The sequence below is a fragment of the Dyadobacter alkalitolerans DSM 23607 genome (genome assembly GCF_000428845.1).
GTDB lineage: Bacteria > Bacteroidota > Bacteroidia > Cytophagales > Spirosomataceae > Dyadobacter > Dyadobacter alkalitolerans.
In genome coordinates this window covers 314,918-336,112 of sequence record NZ_AUAS01000002.1, presented here as the reverse complement: position 1 = coordinate 336,112, position 21,195 = coordinate 314,918, and the positions used below count along the sequence as shown (strand labels likewise).

The window sequence follows — 21,195 nt, the reverse complement described above, 5'->3', positions numbered from 1 at the left end:
TCCGTGTTCACTCTTGTATAGGCCGGAATGCGGGACTATTAAGGCTGTTGGCGGATTAAGTTGGTGTGCGAAACTAAATAATGGCTTTATTTGCCCTATGCCGCTATTCAAAACCAGCCAACTTCTTCGGATACACATTCTCTTCTGGACTTTGTTCATCTTTTTTGGCGTAATTTTCAATGTTGCACTACATAATAAGATGCAGCTTAACTGGTCGCTTTTCCTGGCAGATCTAACCGATCCTTTCACGCCGGTAGGTTACGGGCGCACCATTCTGATGTGCTATTTCAGTCTCTGGGTCTTTGACCGTCTTTTCCAGCAGCGTCAATATGGCCTGGCAGTGTTGGCACTCATGTTGCTTGTTGCAATGGATGTACTGGTCCGCTACATCGTCGAGCAGCTCTTTCTCGGACCTGTTTTTGATATCTGGCAATATCCAAAAGGCATCAGGATCTGGGATTATTTTGGAGAAAATGTATTTTTCAGTGCGCTGGGGATTTTTTTGTGTTTTTTGCTTAAAACCATCAATGATTATTTCCGCCACGAAGCCATGCGGCATGAGAAACTGGTTATGGAGCTTGCTTATCTGAAATCGCAGCTTAACCCGCATTTTCTTTTCAACACGATGAACAATCTTTATGGCTTGTCGCTCTCCGAACCAGAACGGACACCGGATGTTATTTTGCGGCTAGGTGAGATGATGCGTTATATGCTATATGAATCGAATGAAACCTTTGTCCCGGTCAATCGCGAGATCGAATATCTGAATGGCTTTGTCGAACTCGAAAAATTGCGTTATCCCGGGGAAATATTCGTTCACTTTACGTTGGAAGGGAATGTAAACGGGATTGTGATAGCGCCGTTGCTCTTTATCGCCTTTGTAGAAAACGCTTTCAAGCACGGCCAGTTACGAGACCCGGCATTTCCGGTGCATATCAGCCTGTCAATATCAGGCCCAACGTTACGTTTCGAAATAAGCAATCAGATCACATTTCAGAATCGTGATACAGCTGGCGGAATCGGATTGAAAAATGTAGAAAGGAGATTGACGTTGCTTTATCCCGGCAATCATATGCTCCGCGTATGGCAGGAAGCAGATCAATTTCATACTTTGCTGGAAATCAATGTAAACGCGGTAAAGGCAGATTAAATTTAACCCGGATCAACGCTCAAAACAGTGAACGGACAGGTAATAAGAGCCATAGCGATTGATGACGAACCCATGGCATTGCGGGTGATCGAAAGCCATGCTCAGAAGATGGGGCAGCTGGATCTTATCATGACCACAACAAATGCTGTCGAAGGGCTCATTTTCGCACAGAACCATGATATTGACCTCATTTTCCTGGACATTCAAATGCCCGATTTAACCGGGATCCAGTTCTTAAAACAATTGGCGGGCCAATCAAAAGTGGTTTTAACAACGGCTTACACACAGTACGCATTGGAAGGATACGACTATGACGTGATCGATTATCTGCTGAAACCCATTTCATTTGACCGTTTCTTGCGCTCGGTTCAGAAAATGCAAAGATTATTTTTGACAAATGAAACAACCGATGCTTCCAACATTGCATTGGGGAATTCCACGAAAACTGATTTTGGAGTAATTTTCATAAAAACCGAACATAAGCTTGTCAAAGTTGATCATCAGGATCTGCTTTACTTGCAGGGTGGCAAGGATTACACGACCGTTTTTACGCGTTCCGAAAAGCTGCTCACGCTAACGACATTAGCGAAGTTTGAAGAAAGCTTACCCGATGCGTATTTTATGCGTGTGCACAAATCCTACCTCGTGGCCCTCACCAAGATTCAGTTTATTGAACGCCAGCGGATTTTTATTGATCATGCAGTCATTCCAATAGGAGATTCTTATAAAGATCATGTACTGAAAAGGATTGGAGCCTAGCGTTACCACTCAAAACCCTCACATTTTCCACCGTTCATTATCGGACACGGTTCGTTCTTTTCCGGACGGAAAAAGGATTTGAAATATAAATAAGGCCCTCTATGCGCTATAAGAAGCGTTTTCAGTTATTGGCACGTATTTGTACTCTTCCTTCGCTGGCTGCACCCGCACAACACGCTCGAAGAAGTGGAAGGAGATCTCGACGAGCTTTACGCTTACTGGGTCCGTCGCAGCGGAAAAACGCAGGCCATACTGCGCTATGTCCTGAATGTATTTTCCGTCCTGCCGCCATTTGTTCACCGGCGCCAAAGTAAAACCAACTATGAACAACCATTTTTCCTGAACCCTGCCATGTTAAAAAATTACTTTAAAATCGCCTGGCGCAACATTATCCGCCAAAAAGCTTACTCCATCCTGAACATTGCCGGACTTTCCATCGGAATGGCATGCAGCATTCTCATCCTGCTTTGGGTTCAAAATGAGCTTAGCTATGATCGTTTTCATGCACACGCCAGCCGTCTCGTCAGGCTTACCTGCGCGGCAGGAGATTTCAAAGCGGCGGTTAGTCCTGCCGGCATGGCGGGAGGGTTGCGGGCGCAAATGCCACAGATTGAAACTGCCGTAAGGGTCAGCAAGCCGGTTACCAACCTGATGGAAGCAGGTGACAAGAAGTTTCAGGAAAAGCGTGTCTTTTTCGCGGATTCAAATTTCCTGCAAGTATTTTCTTTCCCCTTGTTAAAAGGAAATGCCGCAACTGCATTGAAAGACCCGGGTGCGCTGCTGATCACGGAGGAGATGGCTAAAAAATATTACGGAAGCGGGGAGGCCTTGGGTCAGATCATCCGCATCAACAATAAGGAAAATTTTACCATTGCAGGCATTCTGGCCAATGCACCTGCCAATTCACATCTTCAATTCGACTTCATTATCCCAATGGCAACCCTGGCCAAAACCGACTGGGATTTGCAGAACGACGTCTGGGGAAACTTCAACTTTTATACCTATTTTAAGCTGACTGAAAACACCGATATTACGCCTTCCGGTTTGCAAAAATTAGGTGCACAGATCAGCAAGATCCATTTTGCACACGGTAAGGACAGCGGCCAAACATTGAAAGTTGATTTCCAGTTGCAGCCATTACAAGATATCCATCTACATTCCAATCTGCAGATTGACTTACCCGGACATGGTAATGTGCAGTATGTCAATATATTTTTCGTTGTCGCCATATTTATTCTGGCTGTTGCCTGCATCAACTTCATGAATCTGGCAACGGCACGTTCCGAACGCCGGTCGAAGGAAGTTGGATTGCGAAAGGTCGTAGGCGCAGGTCGTTATCAGCTGATTATCCAGTTTTTGGGAGAGTCTCTGATTTTCTCGTTTCTCTCTCTTTTCATCGCCATCGGCATTGTTTTCATTATTCTGCCTATTTTCCAAAATCTTACCGGAACGGAATTGGCCATTCATTTTACGGATGGGAAATTGTTGTTGAGCCTGGCGGGTATCGCGATTCTTACCGGTCTGATTGCCGGAAGTTATCCTGCGCTTTTCCTGTCGGGATTTGCTCCTGTAAAAGTACTGAAAGGGAAAATGAGGGTCGCCGGGGGGAATTTGCTGTTCAGGAACGGGCTTGTCGTGACGCAGTTCGTAGTGGCCATTGTGCTGCTGGTCGGCACGGCTGTGGTTTACAAACAATTGAATTTTATCAAAAACCGTAATCTTGGTTTTGACAAATCAAGTCTCCTTTACATGCCGATGACAGGCGACGTCTGGGCAAAGCAACAAGCATTAAAAACCACATTAGCCCAGAATCCGATGACAGAAAATTTTTCAATTATTTCGGACCTCCCGACGGCGCTTATTTCGGGCTCGACAGATGTTGTGTGGGACGGGCAGACTTCGAACAACCAGATCGTCATTCCATCCTTGAATGTTGATGAAAATTTTACATCGGTTTTTAAAACCAAAATCCTGGCAGGACGTAGTTTTTCCAGCGAATTCAAAAGTGACAGTGCCAATTATGTGATCAATGAAAAAGCCATGCAAATCATGGGCATGAACATTCAGAACGCTGTCGGGAAGAACCTTACGATGTCAGATGAGAAGGGAACGATTATAGGGGTTGTGAAAGATTTTCATTTCAAATCGCTTCAATACGCGATGGAACCGCTGATACTGCGGCTGAATAAATGGGGAGGCGTGGTTGTGGTCCGTACAAAGCCGGGCAGCGCGGAAGCTGCCATCAGCGAGCTGGGAAAGATCAGTCAGCAACTCAATCCGGCATATCCCTTCACATATGGTTTTCTGGATAAAGACCTCGACAACCTGTATCAGAGCGAGAAGCAAATGGGCAGCATTTTCAATCTTTTTGCCGGACTGGCCATTTTTATCTCTTGTCTTGGACTTTACGGCTTATCTGCATTCATGGCCGAACAGCGGAAAAAAGAGATCGGCGTACGAAAAGTGCTTGGAGCAACTGTAACCGGCGTAGTGGCATTGCTCTCACAGGATTTTCTTAAATTAATACTTATTGCCATCGTTGTGGCGTCTCCCATTGCCTGGTATGCAATGGACAGCTGGTTGCAGGATTTTGCTTATCAAACTACCATGGATTGGTGGGTGTTTGTACTAGCCGGGTTAATCGCCGCCTCCATTGCCTTACTGACCGTCAGTTTCCAGAGCATTAAGGCAGCATTGATGAACCCGGTCAAAAGTTTGCGGAGTGAATAAAATGGTGCTGTAATATTTTTTAGGGATAAAAGTTTTGGATCGATAACCGGTGCGGTTTCTACGGGTATGATAATTGTTAACCCCACCGCAGAAAACCGGTCATCAACTCAAAACTAAAAGATCATGAAGAAAGATTATCCATTTTTAAAAGCATTCAGGCTCGGGACAGTCCTTACGATGATGCTCGCATCGCTGGTTGTCAGCTGCAAAGACGGTGATAGCTTATGGGATTCGATCATCCCGGAAACAGACGAAGAACCGACGTCTACACAGATTGAAGGTTACGTATTTTATCCCGCTGTACAAGGAGCGACCGATGCGAACATTGCCCAGCTTCGCGTTCCCGCAGGGTTTAAGGTCAACAAATTCGCTGACGGCGTTGGCAAACCGAGAATATTAGTTGCTGATGCGAATGGGCACATTTATGCATCCGATCGCGAAGCGGGGATTGTGATGTTACTGACAGATGCCAACAATGACGGCGTTTCGGACGATGTAAAAACAGTGGCTACCATCAAGCAGGCACACGGACTTTCATTGCACAAAGGCAAAATGTACATTGTAGCAGTTAACGAAGTATATGTTGCGGATGTGAATGGCGACGGAACGCTGGGAGTTCCCAAAATCCTGATTGACGATCTGCCCGACGGAGGCCAGCACCCCAACCGGACGATTGCGTTTGGTCCGGATAACAAAATGTACATTTCAGTCGGCAGCACCTGTAACTCCTGTCCTGAACCGAATCCCGAAAACGCAACCATGCTAAGGGCGGAAGAAGATGGGTCGAACAGGAAAATATTTGCAAAAGGACTTCGCAATACAATCGGATATGCCTGGCATCCCGAAACCAACGCGCTTTGGGGAATGGACCATGGCATCGACTGGCTTGGAGATGATGAGCAGAAGGAAGAGGTGAACCAGATTGCGCAGGGAGCGGATTACGGCTGGCCGTACATTTACGGCGAAGGCAAATACAACCCCGGCGATCGTCCGAAGGGGGATACGACTTACAAGCAGTATCTTCAAAAAACCACGCTTCCCGCACTGACTTATCAGGCACATTCAGCGCCGATGGCCATGGCCTTTTATTCAGGTGCTATGTTCCCGGGTGAGTATAAAAATGATGCATTTGTTGCCATGCGCGGCTCCTGGAACAGAAGTGAGCCGGTGGGGTATAAGATCGTAAGGATGCATTTTGAAAATGGAAAACCGGTAAGATTTGACGACTTCGTGACAGGCTTTATCGTGAACAAGAACAAAGCGCATTTCGGTCGTTTGGTGGGAGTTACGGTTCATAAAGATGGCTCGCTACTGTTTTCAGATGATACCAATGGCGTGATATACCGGGTTTCTTATCAGTAAATAATGGCCTGTTTGGCTCGCTGGAACGGTTTTTAGATAAATCATTTATTGATCAACAACGATAAATAATATGAAACCTGAAATCAAAAGTCTTGCTGGTGGATTGGCTGGTGCCGTAGTCCTCAATATCATTCACGAAGTAGCCAAGAGAATGTCGCCAAAAGCACCCAGGATCGATAAGGTCGGGGAGGAGGCGTTAACGAAATCCCTGCATGCGGTGGGAGCACCCGCGCCGACCGGAAAGGCGCTGTTTGGTACGACATTGGCAGCAGACCTGGCGAGCAATGCCATGTATTATGCGATGATTGGGAAAGGATCCAAAGAACATTTGATGCTTCGCGGCGCTGGTTATGGCCTTTTTGCAGGCTTAGGTGCTGTTGGTCTCACGCAGAAGTTGGGGTTAAGTGATAAGCCCGTCACCAAAACGACTGAAACGAAAGTAATGACGGTTGCCTGGTATTTGTTGGGAGGCCTGGTAGCAGCATTTGTAATTCAGAAAGTTGGAGAAATGGAAGATTCAAAGGGCGACCTTCTGCCAATTTGAAATAACTCAATATCAAAAAAGAATGGCCTTGAATTTAAATATTCAAGGCCATTCTTTTTTGATTATCATTGATTGTGAACCTAGTTGAGTTTCCAACTAGGTCTTTCAAAATGGCAGGTATATCCTCCCGGATGTTTCTGCAGGTAATCCTGATGTTCTTCTTCTGCATTCCAAAAATCACCCGCAGGCACCACTTCCGTCACGATTTTTCCAGGCCAGATGCCTGACGCCTCCATTTCGGCAATCAACTTTTCAGCAACTTCCCGCTGCGTTTCGCCCAGGTAAAAAATAGCTGAACGATAAGAAGTCCCTATGTCATTGCCTTGCCGATTCTTTGTGGTCGGATCGTGGATTAGGAAGAAATATTCAAGAAGCGCGCGATAACTTAGTTTTTCAGGATCATATACAATCTCGATTCCTTCCGCATGCGTTCCATGATTCCGGTAAGTAGCATTAGGAACGTCGCCGCCCGTATATCCTACTACTGTTGAAATAACGCCTGATTGTTGTCTGAAAAGTTCTTCTACTCCCCAGAAGCAACCACCTGCCAAAATGGCTTTTTCAGTACTCATATATTCTGATTTTAATGTTGCAAATGCACAGCAACAATTCTGTGCCGTTTATTGCAGAACAGTTTTTTGACAGGATTGGATCACCCTCCGCCTACTTTTACCTGGTCGGGATCTTCGTTATAGCCGCCGGAACGGTCGGTCATGTTTTCTGCACTTTTAACATTATCCTGTGCAGTTGCATCCTGACCAGCATTACCAGACTGAGCATTAACATTCCTCGCACCGGAGTTTTGTGCATCCGAGTCCCTTTTTCCTATGCCGGAGGAAAGATACGATTCCAGATCGTCCAAGCCCTTTTCCCAGCCTTCTTCGTGGGGTTTCAGGAATTCAGGTCCGGAGAATCCTTCCTGCACTACTTTTAACTTGCTGCTTTCGCCATCGGCGGAAAAAGTGATATTCAACTTATAACCACTTTCTGATCCTTCATCACTCATATTCCAGACCCATGAATAAGCCAGCTTTTCGTTTGGAACAACTTCACTGTAAGTCCCTGTAATTTCCAAACCCGAATCGCCTACGTAGTACTCTACCGCGCCGCCTTCTTTGAGTTCATTTTTGACATCCGTAAGCGAAGCGCCCATCGGGTGCCACCATTGTTTCAAATGTTCCGCTTCAGTCCAGGCTTTGAAAAGTTCTTCCACACTTACATTAAACTGTCGTTCAATTTCAATTACATGTGTTTTTTGCTCCGAATCCATAATCTTTCTTTTTTAGTTTGTTGAAACCGGCAAAAGCGCGGCAAGTAGTCGTACTTTATAATAACTGTGCCGGTAGGGCAAGCATTTGTCATACAGGCAGGGAAATAGTGAATGTTGCGCCCGCGCCTTCTTCGCTGGTTACAGTAATGCTTCCGCCGTGATTGGCTACAACGCGTTCGCAAATGGCCAGCCCGATCCCCGTGCCTGAATACTGGCTTCTGCCGTGCAGGCGCTGGAATAATTGGAATATCCGGTCTGCATATTGTTGTTCAAAACCGATCCCATTATCCGAAACTTCTATCTGATAATACATATTTGAGGTGCGTAACACCTTTGCAGAAGCCGGCAACTGAGCATTGTTAAGGATCTTGCCGGTAATCTGGATTACCGGCGGCACATCCGGCTTCCTGAATTTCAGCGCGTTACTGATAAGATTGAGGAATAGCTGGTTCAGCTGCATCCGGTCGCCTTTGATCACAGGAAGGTCCTGCACGGAAATTTGTGCGGATGTTTCCGTGATAACCAATTCCAGATCATTCAGCACATCATTGATAACCTTGTTAAGGGATACGTTTTCGATGACCTCATTGTGTGCTGTAATGCGTGAAAAAGAGAGCAAGTCTTCGATCAGATCGGACATGCGTTTGGCAGAACTCTGCATGCGCTGCAGGTAAGTCAGGCCATCGCCCAGGCTTTCTGAATATCTTTTGGCCAGCAAATCGGAAAAGGATTGGATCTTGCGAAGCGGTTCCTGTAAATCATGTGAAGCCACGTAAGCAAATTGCTGGAGATTCACATTGGACTGCTGCAACATCAGATTCGAGTCCGAAAGCTCATCATTCGTTGCCCGGTATTCCTCATTAAGAGATGCAAGCTCTTCGTTTATCACTTCCAGCTGCTCCGTACGTTGTTGCACCTGTGCTTCGAGCGTATTTTTTATTTCCCGCTGGATCGTCACATCCTGGGCCGTGCCAATCATGGTGGCAGGCTTTCCGTTCTCGTCATAAAGCACCTTGCCTTGCGCATGAAGGATCCTGGCAAAGCCTGTTTTCTCAGCGTCCATGGTATATTCCATGTCGTAAAGCCCGTCGGAATCAGGTGCAAATGCGCGGTTTACCGCATCTACAACTGCCGGCAGATCTTCCTTGGAAATGGCAGCGTATACTTTTTCAAATGTAATGGTATCCTCCTTTTCAACACCGAACCAATATTTCAATCGGTCGGAATAGTCAAAAATGCCGGTCGCGAGGTCGATGGAGTAGGTGCCCAGCTCAGCCAGTTCAATGGCGCCACGCAAAAATGTTTCGGTTTCTTCAATCTTCTTCCGGCTTAACACCTGTTTCGTCATGTCGGTAGCAACCACAAATACGCCATTAATGTTACCGGCCTGGTCGCGCTGCGGCTGATACGCCATATCCACATAAATGGTTTGAATCTCGCCATCGATAGCAAGATCTACAGGCTGCTCTTTTGAAATGTAGGGAACACCGGTGTCTATTACACCTTGCAGCAGGGCGTCAAACCCTTGTCCTTCTATTTCAGGAATGGCTTCCATCAGCGGTTTGCCGATAATGTCTTCCGGTTTTCGGCCTACCAGCCTCCCATAGAAAGGGTTAGCCATTGTAAAAGTCAGATTTTCCTTACCTATAATAGCGATACCAACCGGCGACTGCTCAAACAATTCCAGCAGCTGCATCTGGCTTTCTTTAATGCGTTCTTCGAGGTTAACCCGGTTGGTGACGTCAATAGCGATGTCCAGAACTGCATATACATTGCCATCGCGGTCGTAAACCGGGGAGTACGTAATGTCATATTTATTATACGTCATCAAGCCTTGCTGAACTATATTGACCTGGGTCCCGTAGCTTTGAAATGTTACACCCGTCGTGTACACATCGTCCAGTATTTTAAGGAAAGCCTGGTTTTCCAATTCCGGCATTACGTCCCGCAACGGCCGTCCAACAATATCCGGTCCTTTTCCAACTATATCAATAAATGCCTGGTTGGGCATTTCCACAATCAGGTCACGCCCCACAAACAAGCCGATTGCGGCCGGGGCAGATTCAATCACAGTTCTCAGTTTCGCTTCCTCATATGCTTTCTGAGCTTCTGTCTTTGCGGTTGAATCCTCAACATTACTCGTAATGTCGATGAAACTGCCCAGCAGCCTGGTCACATTATTAGCGGTAGCATGCGATTGCGCTTTACAAAGCACCCAGCGACGGCCTTGCGAGCCGGTGGTGCGAAGTTTAACGGAAAATGAATGCGGTGCAGGCTGCTGCATCGCATTGGTAATTTCGCTATGGAATGCAACGACGTCTTCCGGATGTATTTGATCCAGAAGAAGTTGTAAGTCAATGATATCGCTGCCGGCAAGCTGAAAAAGATTCTTGGTCCGTTGGCATATACGAATATTATTACTTAGGAAATCCAATTCCCAAGTACCTATGCCAGCGGATTCAAGGGCGAGATTGAGACGTTGTATTTCTAAATTATTATCAGTATCAAATGAATTAGCCTGGCCTGCCATGAATTACGCGTTTAAGAGCAAGATAGTGAGTGCTCGTTTCCGGGGCATGCTGCCCTGGAAACGGAGTATGGATGCTGGTGCCAAAAACACTATGCCAAGATTTTGTGCCCGTGGTAATCTTAAATTTTTAATCGAAAAAAATCTGCTAACGGTTTGGAAAATATCTTCTTAAATGATTTACTTTGTAACGCAAAGTACTTTTAGCTAAACCAATCAATCCTGCCATTGTTTATGAAAGATCAAATCCTGTTAAATCTCGACAATCCTGGTCAGCTCGAAAGGTTGTACCGGGCAGACAAGCCAACATTCAAGCGCGCATTCAAAACTTTGTATCCCGAATTGCAGGAAAACGCCCTGGCTGGTTTCTGGCACGAGCGGCTCAACTTCGCCAATGAGGAAATTTCCTGGGGCAGTCGCAAGGACCTGGTTTTTATTATTATAGCATCATTATTTGCAGGCCTCATTGCGAAAATTCCCGCCATATTCGGCGTTAACGAAGAGTTCTTTTATTCAAGAAATATTGGATTTGTGGTTTTCCCGGCATTGATGGTATTTTTTGCCAGAAGAAATAAGATGCAGGCTGGAAACATTGCCGTGCTGGCGGGATCAATGGCGGCGGGATTGGTCTATATTAACCTTTTGCCAGATGTTAAAACAAGCGATACATTGATTCTTTCCTGCATTCACCTGGTGCTGTTTCAATGGTCTGTTTTGGGCTTTTCATTCGTCGGTGACCGGAGCGATGTGGGCGAAAAGCGGCTTGGATTCCTGAAATATAATGGGGATCTCGTTGTCATGACTGCATTAATCCTCATTTCAGGTGGGATCCTGACAGCCATTACGGTCAACCTGTTTGCATTGATCGGGTTTCGCATTGAAGAATTTTACTTTCAGAACATTGGTGTTTTTGGCCTGGCAGCGGCACCGATTGTCGGCACTTATCTTACGCAGACCAATCCCCAGCTGGTAGGCAAAGTCTCCCCGGTGATCGCGAAGATTTTTAGCCCGCTCGTGCTGGTCATGCTGGTTGTTTACCTCATTGCCACGGTCTATTCCGGCAAAGATCCTTATAACGACAGGGAGTTTCTATTGATTTTCAATGCATTGCTGATCGGTGTAATGGCGATTATTTTCTTTTCTGTTGCCGAAACCACCCGGATATCCAGGAGTAAGGCCGAGGTTTGGGTGCTCTTTGCGCTTTCGGTGGTGACGATTATGGTCAATGGCATTGCGTTGTCGGCCATATTATTCCGGATTTCGGAGTGGGGGATTACGCCGAACCGCGCTGCCGTGCTAGGCAGTAATGCGCTGATCCTGATAAATTTACTGCTGGTAACTGCCCAAATCTACAAAGTGATGATAGGCAAAACAGATATAAAAGAAGTAGGAAAAACAATCGGTTACTTCCTGCCCATTTATTTTATATGGACCATAATCGTAACCTTCGTTTTCCCACTGGTGTTTGGGTTTAAATAAAGAAAAACCTGGGATAGGTTATTTGATCACTTATCCCAGGTTTGCCGTTTACTTAATTACAATGTAATCCTCTGAACGATCTTTTGCCGGAGGTGCAAATATCAATTGCGTACTGGATATAAAGTTTCCCTGTTGGTTTAACTCTTTCATCTCTTTGACATAACCGCTCGCATCCAGAGCATAAGCGAATTTTGTAGGAGACGCGAGGCTTGTTGCAGTTACCTTCTTCACGAGACTTTTTCCAAAGTTTCCGAAGATGGGCAAATATGCGTCACCCATCCAGCCCAACGCAATGTTATTGAAAACATGCAGGTTGATGGTTGAACCTTTCGCCAGCTGCGTAGGACCTCCCACGTATTCTGTGTATTCGTAGTTTACAAGTTCCATGAACTTGTCGCCGTCGGGCGTATTGTCTACATATAACAACTTGAAGACATTGCCCATATTGTCGTATGTCAAAGTTACCGTCGTTTTACTGCCTGTAAAAGCAACGAGTTTTGTGAGCTGATTTTTGTTGTTGTAATGATATTCTACTGTTGAGGTGGACGCTCCATATATTCCCCCTGTTTCAAAATTCTTATAGGTGAGGCTTGTTGCGCGTCCATTTGACAATTTCCAGTCCATCGTAAGATACGCCTTGCCATTCCTGTATCTTATGGCCTTTACTGAATTGGGGGCATATTTGTATTCCGTCCGGTAAATTCTATTTTCCAGGGTTTCAATCACTTTTTTTGTACTCCCATCCGCATTATAAATGATCGTATCATTATTAAATTTTACTAACCTCGAAGCAGGGATCATCACAGGTGGTGCCTGCACAATGGCAGCATTGCCTGCTGCCGATTCAACAGCTGGAACAAACTCCTCTTTCTGACAGGAAATAAAAATTAGTCCGCAAGCAACGCCGGACAATACAGTGATTTTGTTTAATAGTTTGTTCATATGTATTCAGTTTAATGGATTTTTACCGCTGTAATACTAGAACAAATGAGTGGCTTATATACTAAGAATGAATGTTCGGCGGGAACGGAGAAACTAACGGTTTTGGCGCATCAAAAAGAGATAACTATTGTACCTGATAAGATCAAGCTAATTTACGATTTTAGAAACGATACATAGTAATAGTTCTGCCCATAAAAAAGACCATCCCAAAAATAAAATGAGATGGCCTCGAACATTAATAACTAGGGAGGATTTACTAATTATATTCAACATCCAGCTTATATCTCTGTAAAAGTCCTATGAGATTGGAGCCGGAGAATTTGGACCTTTTTAATCTGTTCAATGTTGGGTCAATGTTGAAATTATGCGCAGTTCGAAAATCAGTTTTTTCTAAAATTGAATCGATGAATCTGGCCCCGTACAGGTTGCAATTTTCGAAAACTGCTTCGGTTAAGTCTGTTTCTTCGAAATTGGTGCCTATTAATGAGCAATTTTTAAAGGTTACTTTATTCAAATTGGTCTCATGAAAATCGGCATGATCCAATACACATTCATTAAATGAAAAGGAGAAAATAAATGGATTGCAAACGGAAAAGTTGACGTCATTTATTTTGCAATTTGAAAATATAACTTCACGAAATCCTGTGCCATTTAACTTGGTTTGCGTGAAATCACAATTGGTGAAATGACACTCAATAAAGTTGTTGCCGCTCAGGTCACTGCTCTGGAAATTACAGTTGATAAACTCGCAATTAACCCAGGTGCGGTCTTCTAAATCTTCTTCGGCAATAAATACATTTTCAAATTGGGTGTTCTGGTGGGTGGACGGTTCAATGGATGGATTCATGTTGCAGGAATTGAAATATGACATGGCTTTTGATATCAAGACATTTAACTAAGGATTTACCCTATTTTTATCTTTGTTTTAATGTATATTTTGCCTGGCATATCAGGCAATTTCCTCTTCTTCCGGAAATTTTTTGGCTAGTTTTCCAACCGTAAGTCCCTGAACTATAATCGAGAACAACACCACAAAGTAGGTGATGGCCAGGAAAATATCCTTATTAAGATCCTTATCGATCGACAGCGCCAGGGCAATAGACACACCCCCGCGCAGGCCACCCCAAACTAGGATTGCAATTGATTTCTTTCCAAACTTATTTCTGAACGGAATAAATTTCACTGGAAGATAAATGGAAATAAAACGCGCAAGCAACACCACCACAATGGCGATCATTCCGGCTGTCATAAACCTTTTCAGATCAGGGATCAGCAATAATTCAAAGCCGATAATAAGGAAAAGAATGGCGTTCAGGATCTCATCAATCAATTCCCAGAACTTATCAATGTAATCGCGTTCCATGTCCGAAACCGCGCCGGGGTTTTTACCATAATTACCCACAACAAGTCCGGCTGCAACCATCGCAAGCGGGCCCGACATATGCAATGCCTGCGCCGCTAAATGTCCGCCCATGACGATGGCCAGCGTGATCAGAACATGTACATTATAGCCATCGACTTTGTAAATCATTTTAGATCCCACAAATCCGAGCGCGAGTCCAAGCGCAATCCCACCCAATGCTTCCTTTACAAAAAGCATCGTAATGCCGCCAAAAGTAGTGTTCACTTCTTCACCTCTGGCAAGAGCCAGCATCAGGATAAAGATCACGACGGCCATCCCGTCATTAAAAAGCGATTCACCCGCAATTTTGGTTTCGATGGATTTGGGCACGCCGGCCTGTTTCAAAATCCCCAAAACCGCGATCGGATCGGTAGGGGAGATCAATGCACCGAAGACGAGACATTGGATCAGCGGGACGTGCAGGCCGGTCAGTGGCAACAGATAATAAATCAGAAAACCGATGATAAAAGTTGACATCAGCACGCTGAGCGTGGAAAAGATAATGATCGGAAGCCGCTGTTCGCGCAGGTCTTCAAGGTGAATGTGGATCGCACCTGCAAAGAGCAGGAAATTCAACATGGCACCCATGAGAATTTCTGTCAGGTCCACACTGCCGATGAGGGTTGTAATGCGCAGAAATGTTCGCGGGAAAATGGTGTCCGTAGCGATCAGACCAAGCGAAACGAGCAAGGCAATGACCATAACACCGATGGAAGGCGGCAGTTTGAGAAATCGTGAATTGATGTACGAAAATATGGCTGAAAGGACAATTAGGGCCGAAAAAGAATAATATAACTCCATGCAATAATTTTTAGATCAATCTAAAATAACAAATTCCTGACCGCAAAATCAATTTGAAAAAGGGTCTCCGGCAAACTCTAATGGTATTCTAATATCGACGGCGGTGGTTTGCGTAACGACTTTTTGGCCAATGTTTATTAGGTTTACACCCCCGAAACCTGACCTCGTTCACGACCCGTATGAGACGATTTTTACCTGTTTTTATTCTGTTGTTTTTTCTCATTGCGTGCCATGCTAAAAAGGAAAATAATGCTGCTGAAGTGAAGGAGCCGCCCGTTTCCACGCAGTCGGGAAGGGAGTTGGCGGTGACGCATTGCAGCCGTTGCCATGCATTTGTGCCGCCGGAAATATTGGGAAAATCAAACTGGAAAAAAGTGCTTCCCGACATGCACGAGCGCATGGGCCCGATCCTGGCCAAAGCCGACTGGCAAAAGATCGAGCAATATTTTATCTCTCAGTCGCCGGACTCTGTTGCGCCGCCGATCCGCGCGAATAAGATCAGATTGGGTTTAGGCCATTTCAAATACAGGGAAACAACATTCTCCCACCGGCCCGCTATGACTTCCATGGTGAAGATCCTGCCAAACAACCGCGGCGTCGTATATAGTGATGCGAAAGGCAAGAGCAATGTCCTCACTTTTCTGAAACCGGACCTGAGTGAAAATTACAGCATGCGCCTCGAATCAACGCCGATTGACTTTTACGAAAAAGGAGAGGAGCTGTATCTGACGATGATCGGCAACGGGATCTTTCCAACAAACGCCCGCGACGGTGCGGTGCAAAGGCTCGTAAAGAATGGCTCTGAAAAAGGCTTCAAATCAGGCAATGTTGCCATTTCCAGTTTGCAGCGGCCGGTTTCGATGGCTTATGGTGATCTTAATAAAGACGGTTTTGAAGATGTTGTCGCGTGTGAATTTGGCAATGAGACCGGGCAGCTGGCCTGGTTTGAAAACAATGGCCGCGGCGGCTATGACAAACATGTGCTCCGGGAAAAGCCGGGTGCGGTCTCAGCGGTGATCAAAGATGCCAATCGGGACGGCTTAATGGACATTTACGTACTCATGGCGCAGGCGGATGAAGGCGTTTTTCTTTACACGAATCAGGGTTCGGGGAAGTTTGAGGAAAGGCGGTTGCTGTCCTTCATGCCGCTCAACGGCTCGCAGCACATGGAACTGGCAGATTTCAATAAAGATGGTTTTGACGACCTTATATATGTATGCGGAGACAATGCGGACAAGACGCCCATCTTGAAAAGTTACCACGGCATTTACATTTTCCTTAACGACGGAAAATCCAATTTCCGCCAGTCCTATTTTTACCAGATGAATGGCGCTTACAAAGCACTGGCGCGGGATTACGACCTCGATGGCGACCTGGACATTGCCGCCATTTCTTTCTTCCCGGATTATGCACGTTATCCGGAAGAGGGTTTTATTTATCTGAAAAATAAAGGAAACTTGAAATTTGAAGATCACTCATTTCCCGAAGCGACCAAAGGCAGATGGATGACGATGGACGCCGGAGATATGGATGCGGACGGCGATGTAGATCTCGTTCTGGGATCATTCGTCCATTTTCTGCCGCTGGGGGATCAGACAGGTTTGGGGCAGAAATGGTTGCAGGAAGGGCCTTCTGTGATTGTCCTGGAAAACAAAATCCGGTAAGCCAGGGGAGCTTACCGGATTGCTATTTAGCTATTTTTCAACTTTTCCAAGCGGTCGTGCATGTTTTCCCGCGCGTTTCTGTAAGTCATCACCCAGATCTTCCCGCGCAGTTTCAGCGATTTTTTCAAGCTCTGCCACAATTTCCGGATATTGCGAATACACGTCATAGCGCTCACCCGGGTCACGCGTAAGATCGTAAAGTGCCTGCGGAATGGCGTAGTCTTCGGGTGCGGGTCCCGGCTGGCCGTCTTTGCCGGGCAATGATCCTTCATAAGTCCGTCCCGGATGCGCAAAAACGAGCTTCCAGTTATCCTTGCGCACTGCCTCGAGGTTGTTTTTACGATAATAGTAAAGGAAATTTTCGCGCGGCTTTTTGGATTCATCGCCTTTCAGCAGATCGGCGAATTCAATGCCGTCGATCTTTTCTTTGGGCAACTTTGCACCGGTTAATTTTACCAATGTGGGCAGGATATCAATGTTCGACAAAAGCTTGTTGGAAATCCTTCCGGCAGGCACCACGCCCGGCCAGCGGATCATGGCCGCCACACGCTGACCACCTTCATAAGATGTTCCTTTTCCTTCCCGGAAACCGCCCGATGAACCCGCATGATCGCCGTAATTAAGCCACGGACCATTATCGCTCGTAAAAATCACAATCGTATCATCGTCCAGACCCTGATCCTTTAATTCCTTCATAATTTGCCCCACCGACCAGTCCAGTTCCGAAAGAACGTCGCCAAAAATCCCGCGCTCGCTTTTCCCTTTGAAATTAGCGCTCGCAGCCAGCGGAACGTGCGGCATCGGATGCGGCACATAGAGGAAAAAGGGCTTTTTCTTGTTGCGTTGGATGAATGAAACGGCTTTTTCCGTGATCGTCGGCGTAAGCGCACTTGCATCGTTCAGGTCTTTAATCTCCTTTACCGGCTTGTTTCCGTCGATCCAGTAAAGCGGCGGATATTGTGCCTGCTTTTGCCATGGATGCAGCGGCCACATATCATGCGAGTAGGGGACGCCGTAATATTCGTCAAAACCCTGCTGTTTCGGCAAGAACATTGAATCGCTTCCCAAATGCCATTTGCCGAAAATTCCGGTTGCATAACCATTCGCTTTCAGCAGTTCGGCAATGGTTTCTTCCTGCGGATGCAGGCCCAGACCTTGTTTTGGGCCAAATGCGCCGTAAACGCCAACCCGATTTGGATAGCAGCCTGTTAACAAAGCAGCGCGGGAAGCACTGCAAACAGCCTGCGCGGCCATGAAATTGGTGAACCGCGTTCCTTCTGCGGCCAGCTTGTCAATGTTAGGCGTTTTGTAGCCCAATGCACCTGTCACAGTCAGGTCGCCGTAACCCAGATCGTCGATAAAAAACAGGACAATGTTGGGTGTTTTCGGAGCAGGTTCAGGCACGAATGCAACGAGGAATACGGCAAAAATTAAGGTCACGGAGGACAGGAAAATAAGCCTGATTTTTTTACTGAAAAACATATTACCAGCCAGGGTTTTGGGTTAGTGATGGATTTAAATCTCGTTCTTTTTGCGGAATCGGCCACAAATAATGACGGCTTGCATCGAATGTTTTGTTGACAGCGACGACTTCGACCGTTTTCAAAGCGCCGCTGGCATCCTTATAAGTAATGCCATAGACAGGCCCCGGCATTACTTTCTCAGCGGTTTTCCAGCGGCGTATATCAAACAAATGTTGTCCTTCAAATGCCAGTTCAACAGTTCTCTCGCGGCGCACAATGTTTCTCATTTCGGCCTGAGAAGCTATTTTGACAGCAGGCTGTTTCACATCGCTCCTGCCGTTTCTTACCAGATTGATCGCTGCCAGAACGCTCGCATCAATTTGGCCCAGTTCGATTTTAGACTCTGCATAAGTCAGCAGAACTTCTGCATAACGGAGCAGGATAATGTTGATGCCGCTGTTCACAGGATTCGCAAAGTCATCAACCAGAACGTATTTTTTAATGTTAAATCCTGTCGTGGAAGCAATGTAAGTGCTGCCGATCGCATCCGCGGTTCCACTGTTAGGCGCAGGTTTGAAAGCAATGCCACTTGGTAAAATATCGCCTTCCAGAAAAATGGAGAATTTTAAGCGCGGATCGCGGTTCACATAAGGCGTTGCAGGATTATAGCCGCTCGCATTGTCGGTAATGAGCTTTCCGGCAGTGGTTTCATATGTGTCCACAAGCGCTTTGGTAGGCACATACGTGCTCTGGCTGTTTTTCTGACTGTAAGGTGCGAGCAGCGGGAACACATTAATCGGATAGTTGTCTTTGATAAACTGCCTGTCAAATAAAACCTCCTTATTATTCTCAGCCGCGTAAGTGAACAGTTTTTCATAAGAACTATACAACTCATAACGCCCGACTTAATGACCAGGTCCGCTTCGGCAGCCGCTTTTTCATAGCGACCCGCGTACAAACTCGCCCGCGCCGCAAGCCCCAGCGCCGCTCCTTTGGTAATCCTGCCATTATCCGAAGCCGGGTAAGTCCCTGGCAATAAGGCAGCAGCTTCGTTCAATTCTTTGTCAATAAAATCCCAGATTTCAGCAACGGGTTTGTTCTGTAACGTCCTTGATTCGTCGATACTTATGGACGTTGTTACAAGGGGAACACTGCCGTATAAGCCAGCCAGTTTAATGTATTGGTAAGCGCGTAAAACCTTCGCTTCGCCTTTCAGCTGATTGATCAATGCGGTGTTGCCGGATGGCACTTTGTCCACGTTTTCAAGGAAGTAGGAGGTGGCGCGGATGCCCCGGTAAGCGCGTTTCCACTCATTATAGATCTTCGAGCTCGAGGTTCCATTCATTCAGTTTGGAAATGGTAAACACATTGGTCGCCGAAACATACACGCGCACTTTGTTCAAATGTATTTTTTGGGACAAAACAGAAGGCACATTGTAAGCCAGCTGCACGTTTTTCAAACGCAGGTAAGAACCATTCAGCACCAGCCGGTCAGAAGTGGCCACATTGCGCAGGTCAAACTTTACCGGGCGGGGGAAACGGGCGTCGGTGCGCTCGGCCGTCCAGTAATTGTCGGTGTAAATTTCATGCGTAAAACCTTCCTGATTGCCCATTTCGGCCAGCGCACCGGCTAGTCGTGAATCCACTTTTGCGGCTCCCTGGAAGAGAATGTTCAGGTCGAAATTATTGTAAGAAAAGTCCGCATTCAATCCAAAAGTGTATTTTGGAAATGAGTTGCCGATGGCCGTCATATCATTCGCATCAATTTTCCCGTCGCCGTTCAAATCTACGTATTTGACATCTCCTGGCTTGGTATTAGCTGCATAAGTGGCTTTATACTCAGTAATTTCCTGCTGTGTCTGGAACAATCCGTCAGTTTTATATCCCCAGAGCGTGTTGATAGGAAGGCCTTTTTTAATGATATAGCGCGGGTCAATGTCCGAGCCGGTGAGATAGGGGCCGGTTCCTTTCAAATCCGTTACCAGGTTTTCATTAATGCTCAGGTTTCCTCCAACATTATAACGGAAACCACTTGCGGTCGGCGTTCCGCGGTAATTCAAACTGAACTCCCAGCCCTTGTTCTGCACCGACCCTGCATTTTGAGGCGGCGCCGTCAACCCAATGGTTGCCGGAATGTCGAGGTTAAGCAGGATGTCGTCCGTTTCCTTGTTGTAATAATCAACCGTCAGGTTTAGCCTGTTTTGGAAAAAAGCCGCGTCCAGACCAAGGTCCAGCTGCGTCGTCGATTCCCACCCCAGGTTAGTATTGGCCAATATATTCTGGCGATAACCCTGCACGGGCAACCCGCCAAAACTGTACCCATTGGCAGTCAGCGCAGCATAATAGCTGTACAAATCCACCGACTGATTGCCCGTAATCCCCCAGGATCCTCTGAATTTGAGATCATTCACTGCACTTTCCGGTCCTTGCCAGAACTTCTCCTTTGAAATCCGCCATCCCGCCGAGAAAGAAGGGAAAAAGCTGTATTGTTTGGCACCGGTAAACTTGGAGGATCCGTCGTAGCGACCATTCACTTCCAGCAAATATTTGCCTTTATAATCGTAGTTAACCCGCCCAAAGAACGACCGTAAGCCATATTGTGCGTCGCGTCCGGTGTTCGTTTTTGTCCCGTCATTCGCACCCTGGCCGATGGAACCGATGCCATTGTTATAAAAACGCTCGCGGTAAGCCGACAGGAATGTCTGCGTGTTTTTTCTGCTGCGTATAAAGCCCGCGACCGGCGATCTGTGTGGAGAAAACAAGTCCTTCCACAATTTCGAAATCACCTTTGATATAGCCCGCCAGATAATCTGTTTTCTGCCTGGACTGGCCGCCTATTTCAATGAACATCAGTGGGTTATTTCCCTGCGTGCTGAGCCCATAAGTGCCATCGGGATATTTGGGAACTGCCCAAAGTGAGCCGTGGAAAAGGTTGTTAAGGGGTGCTGTCACCTGCCCAGTAGAAGCATCCGTGTTCGTGGTCGGATTTTCTGTGCTTGTCGAGCGATAGTTAATGTCCGCACTCACCCGGATCCTTTTGGAAACATCATAATCCGTATTCAGCCTGAATTCGCCGATCTTGTTTCCAAAATTTTTGATCAC

18 protein-coding genes are annotated in these 21,195 nt (G+C 46.3%); 7 read left to right on the top strand and 11 right to left on the bottom strand.

Features of this window, described 5'->3' with window-relative positions; all coding sequences use genetic code 11:
* Positions 1 to 97 precede the first annotated feature (97 nt).
* The 5 genes from G395_RS28525 (at position 98) to G395_RS28520 (ending at position 6,545) form a co-directional block, all read left to right on the top strand.
* On the top strand, positions 98 to 1,150 hold the full coding sequence (locus tag G395_RS28525) for a sensor histidine kinase (protein WP_051349979.1): 1,053 nt from the start codon (positions 98 to 100) through the stop codon (positions 1,148 to 1,150).
* Positions 1,151 to 1,177: 27 nt separating this feature from the next.
* Positions 1,178 to 1,909, top strand: coding sequence for a LytR/AlgR family response regulator transcription factor (locus tag G395_RS0104570; protein WP_026628994.1), 732 nt, complete (start codon positions 1,178 to 1,180; stop codon positions 1,907 to 1,909).
* Between the two features lie 108 nt (positions 1,910 to 2,017).
* Positions 2,018 to 4,639: an ABC transporter permease gene (locus tag G395_RS0104565; RefSeq protein ID WP_084439380.1), complete on the top strand. Its 2,622-nt coding sequence runs from the start codon at positions 2,018 to 2,020 to the stop codon at positions 4,637 to 4,639.
* A gap of 123 nt (positions 4,640 to 4,762) precedes the next feature.
* Positions 4,763 to 6,001, top strand: coding sequence for a PQQ-dependent sugar dehydrogenase (locus tag G395_RS0104560; protein WP_026628992.1), 1,239 nt, complete (start codon positions 4,763 to 4,765; stop codon positions 5,999 to 6,001).
* Between the two features lie 70 nt (positions 6,002 to 6,071).
* Complete coding sequence (locus tag G395_RS28520) at positions 6,072 to 6,545, top strand: hypothetical protein (RefSeq protein WP_035360386.1); 474 nt, start codon at positions 6,072 to 6,074, stop codon at positions 6,543 to 6,545.
* An 80-nt stretch (positions 6,546 to 6,625) separates the two neighbouring features.
* On the opposite strand, the gene msrA is transcribed toward G395_RS28520, so the two are convergent.
* The 3 genes from msrA to G395_RS0104540 form a co-directional block, all read right to left on the bottom strand.
* Positions 6,626 to 7,117, bottom strand: a complete 492-nt coding sequence (gene msrA / locus G395_RS0104550) for a peptide-methionine (S)-S-oxide reductase MsrA (RefSeq protein WP_026628991.1) — start codon at positions 7,115 to 7,117, stop codon at positions 6,626 to 6,628.
* Positions 7,118 to 7,197: 80 nt separating this feature from the next.
* Positions 7,198 to 7,815, bottom strand: coding sequence for an SRPBCC family protein (locus tag G395_RS0104545; RefSeq protein ID WP_026628990.1), 618 nt, complete (start codon positions 7,813 to 7,815; stop codon positions 7,198 to 7,200).
* Between the two features lie 88 nt (positions 7,816 to 7,903).
* The gene (locus G395_RS0104540) at positions 7,904 to 10,345 is read right to left on the bottom strand and encodes a PAS domain-containing sensor histidine kinase (RefSeq protein WP_026628989.1); all 2,442 of its coding nucleotides are present in this window, start codon (positions 10,343 to 10,345) and stop codon (positions 7,904 to 7,906) included.
* Positions 10,346 to 10,576: 231 nt separating this feature from the next.
* Between G395_RS0104540 and G395_RS0104530 the strand changes: the two genes are divergently transcribed.
* Positions 10,577 to 11,821 (top strand): hypothetical protein, encoded by a 1,245-nt coding sequence (locus tag G395_RS0104530; protein ID WP_026628988.1) that lies wholly within the window; start codon positions 10,577 to 10,579, stop codon positions 11,819 to 11,821.
* A gap of 48 nt (positions 11,822 to 11,869) precedes the next feature.
* Here the strand turns inward: G395_RS0104530 and G395_RS0104525 are convergent, their stop codons facing one another.
* From G395_RS0104525 to G395_RS0104510, 3 genes are all read right to left on the bottom strand, one after another.
* Complete coding sequence (locus G395_RS0104525; RefSeq protein WP_026628987.1) at positions 11,870 to 12,763, bottom strand: hypothetical protein; 894 nt, start codon at positions 12,761 to 12,763, stop codon at positions 11,870 to 11,872.
* A gap of 256 nt (positions 12,764 to 13,019) precedes the next feature.
* Positions 13,020 to 13,610, bottom strand: coding sequence for a pentapeptide repeat-containing protein (locus G395_RS0104515; protein ID WP_026628986.1), 591 nt, complete (start codon positions 13,608 to 13,610; stop codon positions 13,020 to 13,022).
* Positions 13,611 to 13,712: 102 nt separating this feature from the next.
* Entirely contained in the window at positions 13,713 to 14,966 is a 1,254-nt protein-coding gene (locus tag G395_RS0104510; protein ID WP_026628985.1) for a cation:proton antiporter, read from the bottom strand.
* 179 nt (positions 14,967 to 15,145) lie between these two features.
* Between G395_RS0104510 and G395_RS0104505 the strand changes: the two genes are divergently transcribed.
* On the top strand, positions 15,146 to 16,630 hold the full coding sequence (locus tag G395_RS0104505) for an FG-GAP repeat domain-containing protein (RefSeq protein ID WP_026628984.1): 1,485 nt from the start codon (positions 15,146 to 15,148) through the stop codon (positions 16,628 to 16,630).
* A gap of 30 nt (positions 16,631 to 16,660) precedes the next feature.
* On the opposite strand, the gene G395_RS0104500 is transcribed toward G395_RS0104505, so the two are convergent.
* The 5 genes from G395_RS0104500 to G395_RS32635 are packed head-to-tail and all read right to left on the bottom strand — an operon-like array spanning position 16,661 to position 21,195.
* Entirely contained in the window at positions 16,661 to 18,112 is a 1,452-nt protein-coding gene (locus G395_RS0104500) for a sulfatase family protein (RefSeq protein ID WP_035360384.1), read from the bottom strand.
* Position 18,113: 1 nt separating this feature from the next.
* Positions 18,114 to 18,815, bottom strand: coding sequence for a RagB/SusD family nutrient uptake outer membrane protein (locus G395_RS32645; RefSeq protein ID WP_510185845.1), 702 nt, complete (start codon positions 18,813 to 18,815; stop codon positions 18,114 to 18,116).
* Positions 18,737 to 19,438, bottom strand: a complete 702-nt coding sequence (locus G395_RS33240; protein WP_229203981.1) for a RagB/SusD family nutrient uptake outer membrane protein — start codon at positions 19,436 to 19,438, stop codon at positions 18,737 to 18,739. Before G395_RS33240 ends, G395_RS32645 begins: the two co-directional genes overlap by 79 nt.
* Entirely contained in the window at positions 19,407 to 20,855 is a 1,449-nt protein-coding gene (locus tag G395_RS31535; protein WP_229203978.1) for a SusC/RagA family TonB-linked outer membrane protein, read from the bottom strand. Before G395_RS31535 ends, G395_RS33240 begins: the two co-directional genes overlap by 32 nt.
* Entirely contained in the window at positions 20,761 to 21,195 is a 435-nt protein-coding gene (locus G395_RS32635; protein WP_051349976.1) for a hypothetical protein, read from the bottom strand. The genes G395_RS31535 and G395_RS32635 overlap by 95 nt, the downstream gene beginning before the upstream one ends.

Coding starts and splice junctions, on each gene's coding strand:
- G395_RS28525 (WP_051349979.1), top strand. CDS start 98: ATGCCGCTATTCAAAACCAGCCAACTTCTTCGGATACACATTCTCTTC.
- G395_RS0104560 (WP_026628992.1), top strand. CDS start 4,763: ATGAAGAAAGATTATCCATTTTTAAAAGCATTCAGGCTCGGGACAGTC.
- G395_RS28520 (WP_035360386.1), top strand. CDS start 6,072: ATGAAACCTGAAATCAAAAGTCTTGCTGGTGGATTGGCTGGTGCCGTA.
- msrA (WP_026628991.1), bottom strand. CDS start 7,117: ATGAGTACTGAAAAAGCCATTTTGGCAGGTGGTTGCTTCTGGGGAGTA.
- G395_RS0104545 (WP_026628990.1), bottom strand. CDS start 7,815: ATGGATTCGGAGCAAAAAACACATGTAATTGAAATTGAACGACAGTTT.
- G395_RS0104540 (WP_026628989.1), bottom strand. CDS start 10,345: ATGGCAGGCCAGGCTAATTCATTTGATACTGATAATAATTTAGAAATA.
- G395_RS0104530 (WP_026628988.1), top strand. CDS start 10,577: ATGAAAGATCAAATCCTGTTAAATCTCGACAATCCTGGTCAGCTCGAA.
- G395_RS0104525 (WP_026628987.1), bottom strand. CDS start 12,763: ATGAACAAACTATTAAACAAAATCACTGTATTGTCCGGCGTTGCTTGC.
- G395_RS0104515 (WP_026628986.1), bottom strand. CDS start 13,610: ATGAATCCATCCATTGAACCGTCCACCCACCAGAACACCCAATTTGAA.
- G395_RS0104510 (WP_026628985.1), bottom strand. CDS start 14,966: ATGGAGTTATATTATTCTTTTTCGGCCCTAATTGTCCTTTCAGCCATA.
- G395_RS0104505 (WP_026628984.1), top strand. CDS start 15,146: ATGAGACGATTTTTACCTGTTTTTATTCTGTTGTTTTTTCTCATTGCG.
- G395_RS0104500 (WP_035360384.1), bottom strand. CDS start 18,112: ATGTTTTTCAGTAAAAAAATCAGGCTTATTTTCCTGTCCTCCGTGACC.
- G395_RS33240 (WP_229203981.1), bottom strand. CDS start 19,438: ATGAATGGAACCTCGAGCTCGAAGATCTATAATGAGTGGAAACGCGCT.